Genomic DNA, 16,395 nt, shown 5'->3' with positions numbered 1-16,395 from the left:
ACAGCATATTTGCCGGCGGCGCCGCATCCGGCTGACCGATTCGGGAGGATCCATGGCCAACAGCACCTCAGTTCCGCTTCCTGCCGCCGCGGCGCCATCGGGCGGCCTGCTGTCGAAGGAACGCATCATTGCCAGACCCGGCTTCAACCGCTGGCTGGTCCCGCCGGCCGCGCTGGCGATCCACCTGTGCATCGGCATGGCCTACGGCTTCAGCGTGTTCTGGCTGCCGCTGTCGATGGCCGTGGGCATCCATGCGCCGGTCGCCTGCGCGCCGGAGATGGGCTTCTTCGCACGCATCACCTCGGCCAGCTGCGACTGGCAGATCAGCGAACTGCAGTGGATGTACACGCTGTTCTTCGTGCTGCTGGGCTGCTCGGCCGCGATCTGGGGCGGCTGGCTCGAACGCGTCGGCCCACGCAAGGCCGGCTTCGTGGCCGCGCTGTGCTGGTGCGGCGGCTTGCTGATCTCCGCGCTGGGCGTCCACCTGCATCAGATCTGGATGCTGTGGCTGGGCTCGGGCGTGATCGGCGGCGTCGGGCTGGGGCTGGGCTATATCTCCCCGGTGTCGACGCTGATCAAGTGGTTCCCCGACCGCCGCGGCATGGCGACCGGCATGGCGATCATGGGCTTCGGCGGCGGCGCGCTGATCGGCAGCCCGCTGGCCGACATGCTGATGCGCCACTTCGCGACCCCGACCTCGGTCGGCGTCAAGGAGACCTTCCTGGTGATGGCGGTGGTCTATTTCGTCTTCATGATGGCCGGCGCCTTCGGCTACCGCGTGCCGCCGACCGGCTGGAAACCCAAGGGCTGGACGCCACCGCCGGCGTCGAATAACGCGATGATCACCCAGGGCCACGTGCACGTGAAAAAGGTCTGGAGCATTCCGCAGTTCTGGCTGGTGTGGGCGGTGCTGTGCCTGAACGTCTCGGCGGGCATCGGCGTGCTGGGACTGGCCTCGCCGATGCTGCAGGAGATGTTCGGCGGCCGGCTGATCGGCGTCGACGCCGGCTTCGGCGACCTCACCGCCGAGCAACTGTCGGCGATCGCCGCGATCGCGGCCGGCTTCGTCGGCATGCTGAGCCTGGCCAATATCGTCGGCCGGTTCTTCTGGGCGTCGATGTCCGACAAGTTCGGCCGCAAGCTCACCTACTCGATCTTCTTCGTGCTCGGCATCGCGCTGTACGCCGCCGCACCCACCCTCGGCAACGCCGGCTCGATCGCACTGTTCGTCATCGCGTTCTGCGTGATCCTGTCGATGTACGGCGGCGGTTTCGCCACCGTGCCGGCGTACCTGGCCGATCTGTTCGGCACCCAGCACGTCGGCGCGATCCACGGCCGTCTGCTCACCGCATGGGCGGCGGCCGGCATCCTCGGCCCGCTGGTGATCGGCTACATGCGCGAGTACCAGCTCGGCCTGGGCATGCCGCCCTCGCAGGTCTACAACACCACGATGTACATCCTGGCCGGCATGCTGGCGCTGGGCCTGGTGTGCAACCTGCTGGTGCGCCCGGTGAACGCGAAGCACTTCATGACGCCCGAGGAACTGGCGCACGAGAAGCAGCTGGCGCACGAGAAGGTCGACGCCAGCGGCAAGTCGCTGATCTCCCAGGAGGACATGGACCGTATCGGTGCGGGCGGCAACCCGCTGCTGGTCGCGTTCTGCTGGGCCGCGGTCGGTATTCCGCTCGCCTTCGGCATCTGGAAGACGCTGGAGAAGGCACTGGTGCTGTTCTCCTGATCCCTCGCCGGCGGGCGCGCATGCGCCCGCCCTCACCTCGAGCGCCATGACCCAGCCCTCCGATCCCGATCTGCCTCAAGGCGCCGTGCTGCGTCCGGTCGAACGCTGGCGTGGCGGCGCGGGGCGCCAGCTCGACGACGCCATCGCCGAGGAAGTCCCGGTGGCGTTCGTCTACAACGATGCGCCGTTCGCGGTGATGATGGCCACGCCAGCCGATCTGGAGGATTTCGCGCGCGGCTTCGCCTTGAGCGAAGGCATCGTCGAACATCCCGACGATGTCGCGATCGAGCGTATCGAGCACCTGCTCGAGGGCATCGAGATCCGCCTGCGCATTCCAGACGCGCGCGCCGAGGCGCTGGCCGCGCGCCGGCGCAGCATGAGCGGCCGCAGTGGCTGCGGCGTCTGCGGCAGCGAACTGCTGGAAGCCGCGCTGCGCGTGCCGCCACCGGTCGCGGCCGATGTCCGCATCGAGGTCCATGCGCTGCAACGCGCACTGCGGCAGTTGCGCGACAGCCAGTCGATCAATGCACTGACCGGCGCCACCCATGCCGCCGGATGGGCCGCGACCGACGGCACCCTGCTGCTGGTGCGCGAGGACATCGGCCGGCACAACGCGCTCGACAAGTTGATCGGCGCACTGCATGGCGCCGGTCATGCGCTGGACGCGGGCTTTCTGGTGGTCACCAGCCGCGCCAGTTACGAAATGGCGATGAAGGCCGCCAGCGCGGGCATCGCGCTGATGGCCGCGATTTCCGCTCCCACTGCGCTGGCGATCTCACTCGCCCAGCACGCCGACCTCACCCTGATCGGCTTCGCCCGCGACGACGGGCACGCCGTCTACACCCACGCGCAACGGCTGCTGCCCGAGTCGGCCCCGTCGCCGCCCGCAGCCCCGCGCCCCGGCAGGAGTTCCACGCCATGAGCAAGCATCCGATCCGCAAGTACGACGCCCCCGCCGGTGGCTGGGGCGCCCTGAAGAGCGTCGCCAAGGCGCTGATGGACCAGAACATCGCGGTCGACGGCGCCAAGACGCTGCTGCGCGCCAACCAGCCCGATGGCTTCGACTGTCCCGGCTGCGCCTGGCCCGATCGCGACCACACCTCGACGTTCGAGTTCTGCGAGAACGGCGCCAAGGCCGTCGCGGCCGAAGCCACCAAGTTCCGCGCCGGGCCCGACCTGTTCGCGCGTTACAGCGTCGCCGAACTGCGCAGCTACAGCGACCACTGGCTCGAGGGTCAGGGCCGGCTGACCACGCCGATGCGCTACGACGCGGCCACCGACCATTACGTGCCAGTGAGCTGGGACGAGGCCTTCGCGCTGATCGCCCGCCACCTCAATGCCCTGCCCTCACCCGACGAGGCGATCTTCTATACCTCCGGGCGCACCTCCAACGAGGCCGCGTTCCTCTACCAATTGTTCGTGCGCGAGTACGGCACCAACAACTTTCCCGACTGCTCGAACATGTGCCACGAGTCGTCGGGCACGGCGCTCAAGAAGCAGATCGGCGTGGGCAAGGGCACGGTGTCGCTGCACGACTTCGAGCTGGCCGATGCGATCTTCATCTTCGGCCAGAACCCGGGCACCAACCATCCGCGCATGCTCGGCGAACTGCGCGAGGCGGCGCGGCGCGGTTGCGCGATCGCCTCGTTCAACCCGCTGCGCGAGCGCGGCCTGGAACGCTTCGCCGATCCGCAGGACAAGGTCGCGATGCTGACCAACGGCTCGACGCAGATCTCGTCGGACTACTTCCAGCTCAAGATCGGCGGCGATCTGGCGGCGATCAAGGGCATGATCAAGCACGTGCTCGAGCGCGACGTCGAGGTCACCGGCCAGGGCGGCGACTCGCTGCTCGACCAGGCCTTCATCGCCGAACACACGTCCGGCTTCGACGCGTTCGCCGCCGACGTGATGGCCGAACCCTGGGAGATCATCATCGAGGAATCGGGCCTCGACGAAGCGCAGATCCGCCGCGCCGGCGAGCTGTACCTCAAGTCCGAGCGGGTCATCGCCTGCTGGGGCATGGGCATCACCCAGCACAAGCATTCGGTCGCGACGATCAACATGCTGACGAACCTGCTGCTGCTGCGCGGCAACCTCGGGCGCCCCGGTGCCGGCGCCTGCCCGGTGCGCGGCCACAGCAACGTGCAGGGCGACCGCACGATGATGATCTACGAAAAGCCGCCCGCCGCCTTCCTCGACCGGCTGCGCGACGTGTTCGGCTTCGAGCCGCCGCGCGAGGATGGATACGACACCGTGGGCGCGATCGAGGCGATGATCGACGGCCGCGCGAAGGTGTTCTTCGGCATGGGCGGCAACTTCGCGATCGCGACCCCCGACACCGAGGCCACTGCACGCGGACTGCGCAACTGCGCGCTGACCGTCAACGTCACCACCAAGCTCAACCGCACCCACCTCACCCACGGCCGCGAGGCGCTGATCCTGCCGTGCCTGGGCCGGACCGAGATCGACATCCAGGCCCGCGGCGCGCAAGGCGTGACCGTCGAGGACTCGATGAGCATGGTGCACCTGTCGTCGGGCATCAATCCGCCGGCCTCCGACACCCTGCTGTCGGAGCCGGCGATCGTCGCCCACCTCGCCCACGCCACGCTCGGCGAACGCAGCCGGGTGCCGTGGCTGGCGCTGATCGAGGACTACGACCGCATCCGCGACCTGATCGCCCGCACCTTCGACGATTTCCACGACTTCAACGCCCGGGTCCGCGTGCCCGGCGGCTTCCGGCTGTCGAACACCGCGCGCGACCGCCGCTGGCTCACCGAGACCGGGAAGGCCCACTTCGTGCCGGCCCGGGTGCCGACCGACAATCCGATCCACCGCGCGCGCCGCATGCATGGCGACCGGCCGGTGTTCACGCTGGCGACCACCCGCTCGCACGACCAGTACAACACCACCGTCTACGGGCTGGACGACCGCTACCGCGGCGTGTTCGGCGAGCGCCGCGTACTGTTCATCGCCGCCGAGGACATCGCCGCGCTCGGCATGCGCGCCGGCGACTGGGTGGACCTGGAAAGCCTCAGCGAGGACGGCGTGCGCCGGCAGGCCAAGCGCTTCCTGCTGGTCGAGTACGCGATTCCGCGTGGCTGCCTGGCCGCCTACTACCCCGAGACCAATCCGCTGGTGCCGCTGTCGAGCTACGCCGACGAATCGCGCACCCCGACATCGAAGTCGGTGCCGGTGATCGTCACCCCGCACGTGCCCGACACCGACGCCGCGGCCCCGCGCCAGCGCGACATCCCCGCTGCCGTTGTCCGCTGACACCGCCCTGCTCGAGGCGCTGCTGCACGCACTCGCCGACGCGCCCGACGGGGTCTCGCTGCCGCGGCTGTGCAAGCGCCTGGGCCTGCGCATGAGCGTGCTGCTGCGCATGCTGGCCTACCTGGGCGAGGACACGATCGGCGGCACCCAGGGCCTGGGCTGGGTCCGCACCGTCGATGACGGCGCGCGGACCCTGGCGATGCTGACCGACACGGGCCGCCAGGCGCTGGAACGCAGCGACGGCTGATCCACGCCGCGCCGCGGGCAAACGCCACCACGCGATGCACCACCTCCCCCGCACCGCGGACGATGCACCACCTCCCCCGCACCGCGGGGGAGGTCGGCCCGCGCCCGCGGGCCGGGTGGGGGCACGGGCCTGCCCAGAAGACCACCTCCCCGACAGACCCGCCGCCCCCCGCGAGCGGCCACTTGCCCTCGATCGGCTTGCCCCCGGCTCACCCCGTCGCGCGAACGCGCGCCTACTGACAGCCCGCGGGCGCCGCAGCGACGATCGCGGCGAACCCCGGTGTCGCCGGCGACACGTACGGCGTCAGCCCACCCTTGCCGGCGGTCGCGAACACGTAGCGCGCCAGGTCCATGTCGGCTGGCAACCAGTTGTCTTCCAACAGGGCCAGCGAGCGCGCATCGTAGAGCGCCAGCATGTCCGGGACCGCGCCGACCGAGCGGGTCAGGTCGCCCGGCACGCCGTGCGCCTGGCAGTGGGCGTCCGCGTACCGGACCACGGTGCCTTCCACCCGCAGCCCCGAGGTGTCGCGCACGTCGCGCAGCAGCGCGGCGATCCAGTCGTCGAGGTCGTCGCCCTTGCTGTTGACACTGTTGTTGAGCAGCAGGTTGTCCTCGAACGCCAGGCGCCCGCCCACGCGCACGCTCAGCACGTCCTTGCGATAGCCGTAGAACACGTTATTGAACAGGTGCGAGCGCCCGCGTCGCAGCAGCGGCACCCGGCGCAGTCCGTTGTAGGCGCTGTCCCCGAACACGTCGTCGGTGGTCACGTACAGGTTGTTGTGCACGGTGCTGGTGATCTGCGCGTCGATCGTATGGCTGTCGCTCGCGCCGTGCAGCGCGGCCCGCTTGACGTTGTGCAGCCGGTTGAACGACACGGTGATGTCGTACGCACCGACCTTGACGTCGTAGGCCGAATCGCCGGTGTTCTCGAACGTGTTCTGGTGGATCCAGATGTCGTGCGAGGCGCCGGTCGAGCGCGCCATGTCCGGGTCGAGGTTGTGGTCCTCGGTATGGCCGACACCGACGAAGCGGTTGTTGGTGACGATCACGTTGCGCGTGCTGTGCGTGGGACTGCCACTGCTGTCGGCGCCGATCTTGAAGCCGCTGAAGATGAAGCGCGCGTTCGCGCCGCGGCCGTCGATCGTGGTGTTGGAGCGCACCATCGGCAGCTTGAGCGCATCGAGGCTCGAATCGTTGAGCCGCGCGTTGAAGAACGTGTCCTCGCACGCGGCGGCCTGCACGCCGCGGTTGCTGCACCACAGTCGGTGATCGCGGCACTCGGCGACGCTGGCATTGCCCAACGCGGTGCGCACCTTCGGGTCCTCGCAGCCGTTGCGGTACATGCCGATCTCCGTGGGCGCGGCGAAATCGACCTTGTCGAAGACGATCCAGGTCGGCGTGTCCGTCCCGATCGCCTCGAGGATCTGCTGTTCGGGCGATACCGCGCCGCTGTTGGTGATCACGACCAGGGTGCTGCCGCCGGCCGGCGCGTAGCCACCGGTGGTGCGGTACCCGAAGCCGACCGGGCTGCCCAGCGAATCGGCCAGGCACTGGACGATCGCCTGATCGCTGGTCAGCACCGGCGACTGCCGCCAGTTCATCGATGGGGTCTCCAGCAGTTGCCGGCAGGCCGCCGCAATCCCGCTTCCCGGTCCGCCACCGCCGCCGCTGCCCGGCGCGACCGTCACCGCGACCGGCGCTGACTCGTAAGCGGTGCCGCTGCCGTCGAGCACGCGGACCCAATAGTGATACGTGCCCGGAGCCAGGCCCGCATCCCCATAGCTGCCGCCGACCACATGGTCGGCCACGAGCGTGCGTCCGGCTGGGTTCGCGTCGGCGTCGCGGTACACCTGCTGCCGTGGCGGCGTGCCGCCGCCGACCGACCAGGCCAGCTGCGCGGTCGTGCCCGACGCGGTCGCCGACAGGCTCACCGTCCACGGTGCGCCCGGCGGGTTGGCGGGCCCGCCATCGGCATAGGTCTCGAACTCGGCCACCGTCGGTGTGCCGTTGGCGCTGAGGATTTCGAAGTTGAGCTTGCGCAGCGAAACCGGTGCGAATGCGATCGTGCCCGCCCCATTGCCGGTCGCCAGCACCTGCCCAGTGCCGTTGTCGACCAAGCGCCAGGCACCGATGCGTCCCTGCCGACCATCCGCCTCCCGGATCACCGCCGCGTCCACGGTCCGCGCCTCGCTCCATTTGACCGAGATCCGGCCGGTGGCCCCGCTCGGCGACCACCACGTGCCAGGATCGCCATCGATGGCGTTGCCGTAACTCGTTCCGCCGCCCTTGCTCGAGCCGTCGGCGCTCGCGCCCAGGCTCAGATTGGGTCCTACCTGGGCCTGGACGCCGCCCACGGCGCACATGCTCAGCGCCACCGCCAACAGCCACTGCCTTGTCGCGCGCATCTCCGTCACCTCCTGCGAAAGGGGGCAAGCCCCGGAATTCGATCCACGAAACCGGATGCCCACGGGGGGACCTGAAGTATGCACACCAGAGCGCGAAATGACCACCGGGGGACAATCAATCGAATCAATGTCTTGCGGACATCGCACCGCGACCTGTGGCGCATGCCCCCAGGCCGTAGCGCAGCCATTGCGACGCAACGGCCGATCGCGCGCTTGCAGGTCACGGCCGGCTCACGGCGCAGCCACGACGCTTGCGCGGTCGCAATCAACCACGGAGATCGACGATGGGTATATTCAGATGGCTGGCGCTCGGCGCCGCAGGGGCGGTCGCCTACAACGCCTGGCAGAAACGCCAGGCCGCCGCCGGCACGTCGGCGTCGGGGGCGCTCGACGATGGCAGGATCACACCGCCGCATGGCGATGCGATCACGGTTGGCGGGCCCGATCGCGAAGTGCCGGATGCGCCGTCCACGCGCCCTGCGCATTCGAGCCGGAGCTTCGGCGAAGAAGATTGAGTCGGATCGGCCGTCTCGTCGCATTGCCTCCACCGGCATTGCGATGCGACGGCCTGTCGTTACCGCGACCTCGCGTCTGCGCGGTCGCCACGTCCAGTCACGCGTGGCAGGACGTACCGACAGCCCTGCCACCGACGATCATTCCCATGCCAGCTCGAACCACCGCGTCAGCCGTTCGCCGGGCGCCAGTCGGCGCGGTGCGAGGTTGAAGGCATCGGGCGGACCGCTTTGCGGCTCGACGCAGGTGGCATGCGGGGCGGCGTCGTACACGACCCGGTGGTCGCAGTCCGAACGCAGCCGTAGCCGTTGATCGCCGCGATGCAACACGATGTCATCGCCTCCGGGAAAGCAATCATCCCAGGGGCTGGGCGCTGCAGGCGCGAGCGGCAGCGTCGCGATGCCGTCGTCGTCGCGCGGATAGACCTGCGCCGGCGCGAAGGCCACGCGTTCGGGTTTGCGGAACCAGGGATGCCAGCCGATCTCGGCTGGCATCGCGTGCTCGCCAGCGGCGAGCGACAGTGTCAGCATGATCCGCCCCGGTGCGACCTCGATCCGCTGCGCCGCGGTACCGCCGAATGGCCAAACCGCGTCGAGCGGCAGCGCCAGCGACAGCGCGACCGCATCACACGTCTGTGCCTCGACCTGCCACGGCAGCGCGAAGCCAAAGCCGTGGATCGCATGCGCACCGAAGTTCGCCGGCAGCACGTACTGCCGGCCATCGAACCGGAACCTGCCGCGGCGAATCCGGCCGACCCACGGCAGCATCGGATAGCAGCCCCAGGCGATCGTCGCCGGCAAGACGTCTTCGGGGCCGACCAGTTGCGCGACGCCGTCGTGCACGATCTGCGCGATGCGCCCGCCCGCGTCCGGCGCGACGACGATCTGGGTCGCACCGCTGCCGATGCGCAGCACCGCCCCCGGCGGCAGCGGCGCGGTCGCATCGTCCCGGGCGCGCGGACGCTCGCTCTCAGCCGCCATAGGGCGCGATCGTGCGGATGCGGCCCTGTGCGTCGTGGTGCAGTTCGGTGACCTTGACGTCGCGCAGGTGGGTCACGCCGCCCGAGCGCAACGCATCGTGGTAGTACAGCCACCAGCGCCCCTCGAACTCGACGATCGAGTGCTGCGTCGTCCAGCCCACGACCGGCTCGAGCAGCACGCCCTGATGGACGAACGGCCCATACGGGCTGTCGCCGACCGCGTAGCACAGCAGGTGCGTGTTGCCGGTCGAATACGACAGGTAGTAGCGACCGCCGTGGCGATGCAGCCAGGGGCCTTCGAAGAAGCGGCGCGCGTGGTCGTCGGCGCGCAGCGGCCGGCCGTCCGCGTCGAAGATCGCCACCTCGCGCGTGGGCTCGGCGAGCCCGCGCATGTCGGCGCGCAGCCGCGCCACGCGCGGCCCCAAAGCGGGCGCCGCACCGGTCGGTTCCTCATGGGCCGCATCGAAGACGTCGTCGCGATACTTCTGCAACTGCCCACCCCAGATCCCGCCAAAGTACAGATACTGCTCGCCATCGTCGTCGGCGAACACCGCCGGATCGATCGAGTACGTGCCGGCGATCGGTTCGGGATCGGGCACGAACGGGCCTTCCGGCCGGTCGCCGACCGCCACGCCGATGCGGAACAGGCCGTCGGCGCGCTTGGCCGGGAAGTAGAAGTAGTAGCGGCCATCGCGACAAGCGGCATCGGGTGCCCACATCTGCCGCGCCGCCCACGGCACGTCGCGCACATGCAGTGCGCGCCCGCAGTCCACGGCCTCGCCGCCGGGATGGTCCTGGCGCAGCACGTGGTAATCCTCCATGCCGAAATGCCCGCCCTCGTCGTCGAAGGGCGCGCCGGCATCGATGTCGTGCGAGGGATAGATGTAGAGCTTGCCCTCGAACACGTGCGCCGATGGATCGGCGGTATGGATATGGGTCACCAGCGGCGACGAAATCGCCCGGTCGGCCAGCGCCTGCAGGTCCGGCGCGGGCGCCGCATCGGCGTTCGGCGCGCCGGACTGGGATGCGCCCTGGGCGGGCGCGGTCATGCCGCCGCTCCGGCAGCGCGCGCACGACGCGCACCGAGCTCGTGTTCGATCCGGGTTTCCATCGGTTTGTCGATCTCGTAGAGGAACAGCAGGGCCACGCCTGCCAGGAACGGCAACGAGCAGTACACGCTCACCGCCAGCCGGATGCCGTCGATCGCGGCCATCGGTTGCGCACTTGCGCCGGCCTCGTAGCCATAGCGCGCCAGCACCGCGGCCACCAACGCGCCGCCGATACTCAGGCCGACCTTCAGGCCGCACAGCATCGCCGAGAAGATGATCGCGGTCGCGCGGCGATCGTTCTTCCATTCCGACCAGTCGGCGACGTCGGCGATCATCGCCCACAACAGCGGGATGGTGATGCCGTAGAAGAAGCCGTGCAGGATCTGCGAGCCGAACACCAGACCGATCGCATCGGGTGGGTAGAGATAGAACGCCAGCAGGAACACGGTGGAGACCGTCAGCGCGCCGCCGAACACATTGCGCTTGCCGAAGCGGTTGGCCAGCGGACGCGACAGCCCGATCCCGAGGATCATGCAGAGGATGCCGCCGGCATTGAACAGGCTGAAGGCCGAGGTCGGCGCGTCCTCCGGCCACAGGAAGCCGGCCATGCCCGCACCGGTCAGCAAGCCGTTGAGACCGCCGATCGCGCGTTCGAAGCCGGTGCGCTCCAGGAAGCCCGCCAACGCCGTGGGTTCGAGGTAATACTGGAAGTAGTAGATGGTCATGCCGCCCTTGAGGGCGAGCGCGACGAACACCAGGATCGTCAACAGCAGCATCACCTGCCACGGCCGGTTGCGGGCCAGGTCGACCAGGTCCTGGCGCACGCCCGACGACTGCGCGGGCGTCGGCACGATGCGCTCGCGGGTGGTCGCGAAGGTGATCAGAAAGAACACCGTGCCCACGACCGCAAACAGCGTCATCACGCTCTCGAAGCCGCGCACCCGGTCGCCATCGCCCAGGATCAGCACCAGCGGCAGCAACAGCACCTGGATCACGAACTGGGCGATCATCACCGCGACGAAGCGGTACGCCGACAGGCTGTTGCGCTGGGCCATGTTGCCGGTCAGCACGCCGCTGAGCGCGGCGTAAGGCAGATTGTTGGCACCGTAGACCAGCACCAGCAGCGTATAGGTCACCAGCGCATAGGCCACCTTGCCGCCCTCACCCAGGTCGGGCGTACTGAAGGCCAGCAGCGACAGCGCGCCGAATGGCACCGCCGTCCACAGGATCCACGGCCGGAACTTGCCCCAGCGCGTGCGTGTCCGGTCGGCCAGCAGGCCGATCATCGGCGTGAACACGAACGCGCCCAGCAACCCGACGACGAAGATGATCGTCGCCGCGGTCGCCGCCGGCAACGCATAGACATCGGTGTAGAAAAACGCCAGGTAGGTGATCAGCGTCTGGAAGATCAGGTTCGCGGCGAGGTCGCCGAGGCTGTAGCCGATCTTCTCCCTGACCGAGAGGATCTGCGATGTGTCGCTCATTGGTTCGGTCTTCCCCACTGCCCCCCCGACGGCACCGGCGCGGTGCCCGCATCGCGACATCGGGTTGCCTGCGCACCGGCGTCGGGGAGGACGACGCCGGCGCGCAGGGCCCGCCCTGCGTCAGAACGTACCGCGGATACCGACGGTGAAGGTGGTGCCCGGATCGTAGAAATCGTTGACCGCATTCGGATAGGCGAAGTACGAACGCCGCTCCTCACCGGTGATGTTGAGCACGTTGAAGGTCAACTGCGGCTCCGAGCGCACGCCCTTGAGCGTGTAGCTGGCCGACAGATCGAGCTGGCCGCGGTCCTCACCGTGGATCTGCGCGAACGGGATGCCCTGCTGGTTCGGCCCCGACCCCACGGCGGCTTCCGACCAGGTATACGACAGGCGCACCGAGGCGACCTCGTTCTCCCAGTAGGCGGTCGCATTCCACATCGACGGCGCCACGCCATAGACATTGCCCGACAGCGCGCGGGCATCATTGCCCAGCGCCTTGATGTCGAGCTTGGTGTAGTTGGCCATGAAGCCGAGCCCTTCGAGCACCACGCTCAGCGGCTGGACCCAGATCGCCTCCCAGCCGCGCACCTCGAGCTCGGCGTCGGCGTTGACCTGCTGGTTGACGTTGACCGTGGCCACGTCGGGACCGCCGCGCGAGTTGATCGCCTGCTGCTGGGCATCGACCAACGTCTCGAACGGAATGCCGAGCTGGCGGAACGGCATCGTGGTCACGCCCTGGTAGGTGTAGCCCTCGATCCGCTTGTTGAACAGCGTCAGGCCCACAAAGCCCTCACCGCCTGTGTACCACTCGCCACCGATGTCGAAGTTGGTCGAGGTGTAGGGCGTGAGGTTGGGGTTGCCCTGGTTGGCGACCTGCGCCGAAATGTCGGTCAGCGTCGTGGCCGGCAGCATCGAGCTGGGGTTGGGCCGGGTCATGGTGCGCGATGCGGACGTGCGCAGCACCACGTTCGGCGCGACGTCCCAGGCCGCGCTCAACGACGGCAGCCACTCGGCATAGTCGCCGGTCAGCGTCTGCCATTGCCGCACTTCGCCCAGCGTCACCGGCCCACTGATCTCCTGGTCGGTGGTCGCGTAGCGCACGCCCATGTTGAAGCGCAGGTTGCGGTTCCAGATCTCCGACTCGCCGTTGACCATCACGTAGGCGGCCTTCGTGGTCTCGTCGAAGCCGCCGGTGGCACCGCCGGTATTGGGACCGGCGGTTTCGGGCGCGCGGTCGCGATACTGCGCGTAGTGGGTGTCGCGCATGAAGCGGTCGAAGTCCACCGTCACAAAGCCGCTCGGCCCGGGCAGGATGTAGTTCGCCAGTTGGACGTCGCTGATCTGCGACAACGCATAGGGCTGCCAGTCGGCCCCCGTGTCGCCGAAGCCCTGGATGCGGCGCTGGTTGTTGTCCCAGGACAGACCGACTGTCACATTGTTGCGGTCGTCGCCCAGTTGCAGGTCCGCACGCAGTCCGCGCGTCTCGGTCACGCGCTTCTCGTTCTGCGCCCACACGCGCCCGCCCTCCCACGTCCAGCCCAAGGCCGGATCGTTGAGATCGAGCGCGCTGTCCCAGGTCGGCAGGCCGCCGCCGTTGGCATATTGCAACGTCGTCAATGGCGAGTTGAAGCCGATCGTCGGCGAGTCGCGAAACATCCAACTGCGGCTCAGGTTGCCTTGCACGTCCAGCTTGACCGACTGGGTGTCGCCGAACCAGAAGGTCCCGCCCGGCGTCACGTGCCAGTACTGCACATCCTCGGTGTACGGGCGTGCTTCCATGAAGAACTGTGCATTGGCGAACGTGGCGCTGGTGACGACGTTGTTCGCGTCGAGCTGCATGTCCAGCGGGATGATGTTGCCGTTGCGACCGATCAGATTGATGTCGATGCGGTCGTTGGTGCGCTTGGCCTTGGTATAGAGCACATCGAGGTAGAGCTCGACATTGTCGCTGGGCCGCAACTGCACCGAGCCCAGGAATGCATCGCGGTCGCGATCGCCGCTCATGTGCACCGGTCGGCCCAGGCGCGGGATCAATGCCTCGCCGATCTGCTCGGGCGTCAGGCCGGGATTGTGCGCCCGCAGCCAGTCGGCATCGATGACCTGACCGGGCACCAGGCCGGCCGCAATGGTGGATGCGTTGCCGGGCACCACGTCGGGAATCCGCCAGCCGTTGCCGCCGGTCACGTTGCAGGGACTGCCCAGCGACGGGAAGCCGCCGGGGGCGCCGCCGTTGCCGCACTGCGCGTTGGTGAGGTTGGGATTGGTCCAGCCGATGGTCTCGTACCCTTCCACGCCCATTTTGCCGCGCTGCGAGGTCACGCCGGCGAGCACGCCGAACGTGCCGGCATCGTTGGTCCAGCTGCCGATCACCGTGCCGCGCGGACTGGTCTTCTCGCTGATGTCGTTGTAGTCGGCCTGCAGCGAGTACGTCAGCTGGCTGCCGTTGACGTCGAACGGCCGGATGTTGCGCATGTCGACCACGCCCGACGCGCCGCCTTCGGACAGGCGCGCGGTGGGCGACTTGTAGACCGTGAGCTGGTTGAAGAACTCGGTCGGGAAGATGTTCAGATCGACCTCGCGGTTCTGGTTGGTCGCATCCAGGCCGATCGACGCGGTCGCCACCGATGCGCCGTTGATCGTGGTCTTGGTGAAGCTGCTGGGCAGGCCGCGGATCGCGATGTTCAGCCCTTCGCCGTTGACGTCGCGATTGAGCTGGATGCCCGGAATGCGACTGAGCGATTCGGCGATGTTGGTATCGGGAAACTTGCCGATGTCCTCGGCGAAGATCGAATCGGTGAACCCGGTCGAATCGCGCTTGGCCTCGGTCGCGAACTGCAGACTCTGGCGATAGCCACGCACGACGACCGCATCGAGATCGGTGGCCGAAGGCGACGCCGGCGGCACGTCCTGCGCGAGCGCCGGGGCGCCAGCCGCCCCCAACAACGCCAGACCCAGCGCCCGCGACAACGCATTCTTCGAGACTTGCTTCTGCACCGTACTCCCCTCCCGTTTCTGGTGACCGGCACATGGCGCGCCCTGCGTCGCCCATGCCATGGCGTGATGTTCGTGCTGCCCCTGCCCGTCCGGACGAACATCCAGGACCGCGCTCGAAATGATGGTAGCGCTATCAAAATTGACACGCACGCTGCGCAGCAGCATGAACGCAGCACAGGTAGAAACCTCGGCATTTGAAGGTCAATTCTTCGCTCTCGCCACTGTTGGATGCGAGTTGATGCAGTGCAGAACGCATTCGTCCACATGCTGTGATAATGATAGCGCTACCAATTCTTGACGACACGGACGACGCCTGGAGGGAGGCGATGGCACCGATTCGGGGAGCGCGGCCACATGCGGTCGCAAATGAGATTACCGGGGCACGTGGATGAGCGGCGCCGACCGGGCCGCATCCGCTACGCCGGCAGCGAAGATCGGCATGTACCGCTGGCGCGTCTGCGCAATGCTGCTGGCCGCCACGACCATCAACTACATCGACCGCCAGGTGCTCGGCGTACTCGCGCCATTCCTGCAAGAGGAGATCGGCTGGAGCGAGATGCAGTACGGTGCCATCGTCACCGCGTTCCAGGCGGCCTACGCGATCGGGCTGCTGTGCGCCGGCGCCATCATCGACCGGCTGGGCACCAAGGCCGGCTACGCGATCGCGATCTGCGTATGGAGCATCGCGGCGATGAGCCATTCGCTGGCCGCGAGTGTGGCCGGTTTCGTGGTCGCGCGCTTCCTGCTGGGCCTGGGCGAGGCCGGCAACTTCCCGGCCGCGATCAAGACGGTCGCCGAGTGGTTTCCGCGGCGCGAACGCGCGTTCGCGACCGGCATCTTCAACTCCGGCTCCAACATCGGCGCGATCGTGGCCCCGCTGTTGGTGCCGGTCGTGGCGGTGACCTGGGGCTGGCAGGCGGCGTTCCTGTTCACCGGCGCGCTCAGTGCCGCCTGGCTGGCCGTCTGGCTGCTGACCTATCGCACCCCCGAGCAACAACCTGCGCTGTCGCCGGCCGAACTGGCGCACATTCGCAGCGATCCGCCCGAGCCGGCAACGAAGGTGCCCTGGCGGCACATCCTGCGCCATCGCCAGGCCTGGGCCTTCGTCGCTGCCAAGTTCATCACCGATCCGATCTGGTGGTTCTTCCTGTTCTGGCTGCCGAAGTTCCTCAACGCCGAGTACGGTCTGACTCTGCTGGCGCTGGGATTGCCGCTGGTGGCGATCTTCCTGCTGGCCGACGTGGGCAGCATCCTCGGCGGTTGGTTGGCTGGACGCTTCCTGCGCCTGGGCTGGAGCGTCAATCGTGCGCGCAAGGGGGCCATGCTGGTCTGCGCGCTGTGCGTGGTGCCGATCATGTTCGCCGCCCAGGCCGACAACCTGTGGTTGGCGGTGGCGCTGATCGGCCTGGCCACCGCCGGCCACCAGGGCTGGTCCGCGAACGTGTTCACGCTGACCTCGGACATGTTTCCGCGCCATGCGGTGGCCTCGGTCGTGGGCATCGGCGGCTTTGCCGGTGCGATCGGCGGCATGATGATCGCCACGTTCACCGGCTGGCTGCTGCAGACCACCGGCAGCTACCTGCCGGTGTTCCTGATGGCCGGTTCGGCCTATCTATTGGCGCTGTTGGTCGTACACCTGCTCGCCCCGCGCCTGGAACCGGCGCAATTGGACGGCCGGCGTGCCTGATGCTGCACCGGTCCACGGCGCCGCGGC

The 16,395-nt window shown here is 68.3% G+C and carries 11 protein-coding genes; 6 read left to right on the top strand and 5 right to left on the bottom strand.

Annotated features, from left to right (window positions below; translation table 11 throughout):
* Nucleotides 1–52 precede the first annotated feature (52 nt).
* From ABE487_RS00870 to ABE487_RS00855, 4 genes are read left to right on the top strand one after another with little or no spacing between them, the layout of a single operon-like run.
* On the top strand, nt 53–1,738 hold the full coding sequence (locus ABE487_RS00870; RefSeq protein ID WP_346450942.1) for an OFA family MFS transporter: 1,686 nt from the start codon (nt 53–55) through the stop codon (nt 1,736–1,738).
* Between the two features lie 46 nt (nt 1,739–1,784).
* On the top strand, nt 1,785–2,660 hold the full coding sequence (gene fdhD, locus ABE487_RS00865; protein WP_346449093.1) for a formate dehydrogenase accessory sulfurtransferase FdhD: 876 nt from the start codon (nt 1,785–1,787) through the stop codon (nt 2,658–2,660).
* A complete protein-coding gene (locus ABE487_RS00860; protein ID WP_346443763.1) occupies nt 2,657–5,011 on the top strand; it encodes an FdhF/YdeP family oxidoreductase in 2,355 nt (784 codons plus the stop codon). The genes fdhD and ABE487_RS00860 overlap by 4 nt, the downstream gene beginning before the upstream one ends.
* The gene (locus ABE487_RS00855) at nt 5,001–5,258 is read left to right on the top strand and encodes a hypothetical protein (protein WP_346443764.1); all 258 of its coding nucleotides are present in this window, start codon (nt 5,001–5,003) and stop codon (nt 5,256–5,258) included. The genes ABE487_RS00860 and ABE487_RS00855 overlap by 11 nt, the downstream gene beginning before the upstream one ends.
* A gap of 232 nt (nt 5,259–5,490) precedes the next feature.
* Here the strand turns inward: ABE487_RS00855 and ABE487_RS00850 are convergent, their stop codons facing one another.
* Nucleotides 5,491–7,662: a hypothetical protein gene (locus ABE487_RS00850; protein WP_346450940.1), complete on the bottom strand. Its 2,172-nt coding sequence runs from the start codon at nt 7,660–7,662 to the stop codon at nt 5,491–5,493.
* Between the two features lie 284 nt (nt 7,663–7,946).
* Here ABE487_RS00850 and ABE487_RS00845 point away from each other — a divergent pair, with 284 nt between their 5' ends.
* Complete coding sequence (locus ABE487_RS00845) at nt 7,947–8,177, top strand: hypothetical protein (protein WP_346443767.1); 231 nt, start codon at nt 7,947–7,949, stop codon at nt 8,175–8,177.
* Between the two features lie 138 nt (nt 8,178–8,315).
* Here the strand turns inward: ABE487_RS00845 and ABE487_RS00840 are convergent, their stop codons facing one another.
* From ABE487_RS00840 to ABE487_RS00825, 4 genes are all read right to left on the bottom strand, one after another.
* Nucleotides 8,316–9,155: an aldose epimerase gene (locus tag ABE487_RS00840; RefSeq protein ID WP_346450938.1), complete on the bottom strand. Its 840-nt coding sequence runs from the start codon at nt 9,153–9,155 to the stop codon at nt 8,316–8,318.
* Nucleotides 9,145–10,203, bottom strand: coding sequence for a glycoside hydrolase family 43 protein (locus ABE487_RS00835; protein ID WP_346450936.1), 1,059 nt, complete (start codon nt 10,201–10,203; stop codon nt 9,145–9,147). Before ABE487_RS00835 ends, ABE487_RS00840 begins: the two co-directional genes overlap by 11 nt.
* Nucleotides 10,200–11,687: an MFS transporter gene (locus ABE487_RS00830; RefSeq protein ID WP_346443771.1), complete on the bottom strand. Its 1,488-nt coding sequence runs from the start codon at nt 11,685–11,687 to the stop codon at nt 10,200–10,202. Before ABE487_RS00830 ends, ABE487_RS00835 begins: the two co-directional genes overlap by 4 nt.
* Nucleotides 11,688–11,807: 120 nt before the next feature.
* Nucleotides 11,808–14,681, bottom strand: coding sequence for a TonB-dependent receptor (locus tag ABE487_RS00825; protein WP_346450934.1), 2,874 nt, complete (start codon nt 14,679–14,681; stop codon nt 11,808–11,810).
* A gap of 388 nt (nt 14,682–15,069) precedes the next feature.
* On the opposite strand from ABE487_RS00825, the gene ABE487_RS00820 reads away from it, so the two are divergent.
* Complete coding sequence (locus ABE487_RS00820) at nt 15,070–16,368, top strand: MFS transporter (protein WP_346443774.1); 1,299 nt, start codon at nt 15,070–15,072, stop codon at nt 16,366–16,368.
* Nucleotides 16,369–16,395: the final 27 nt, after the last annotated feature.

It is taken from the genome of Luteimonas sp. TWI596 (genome assembly GCF_039674105.1).
Lineage (GTDB): Bacteria > Pseudomonadota > Gammaproteobacteria > Xanthomonadales > Xanthomonadaceae > Luteimonas.
Note: the sequence above shows the minus strand (reverse complement) of the source record. Positions and strands in the feature narration are given on the sequence as shown.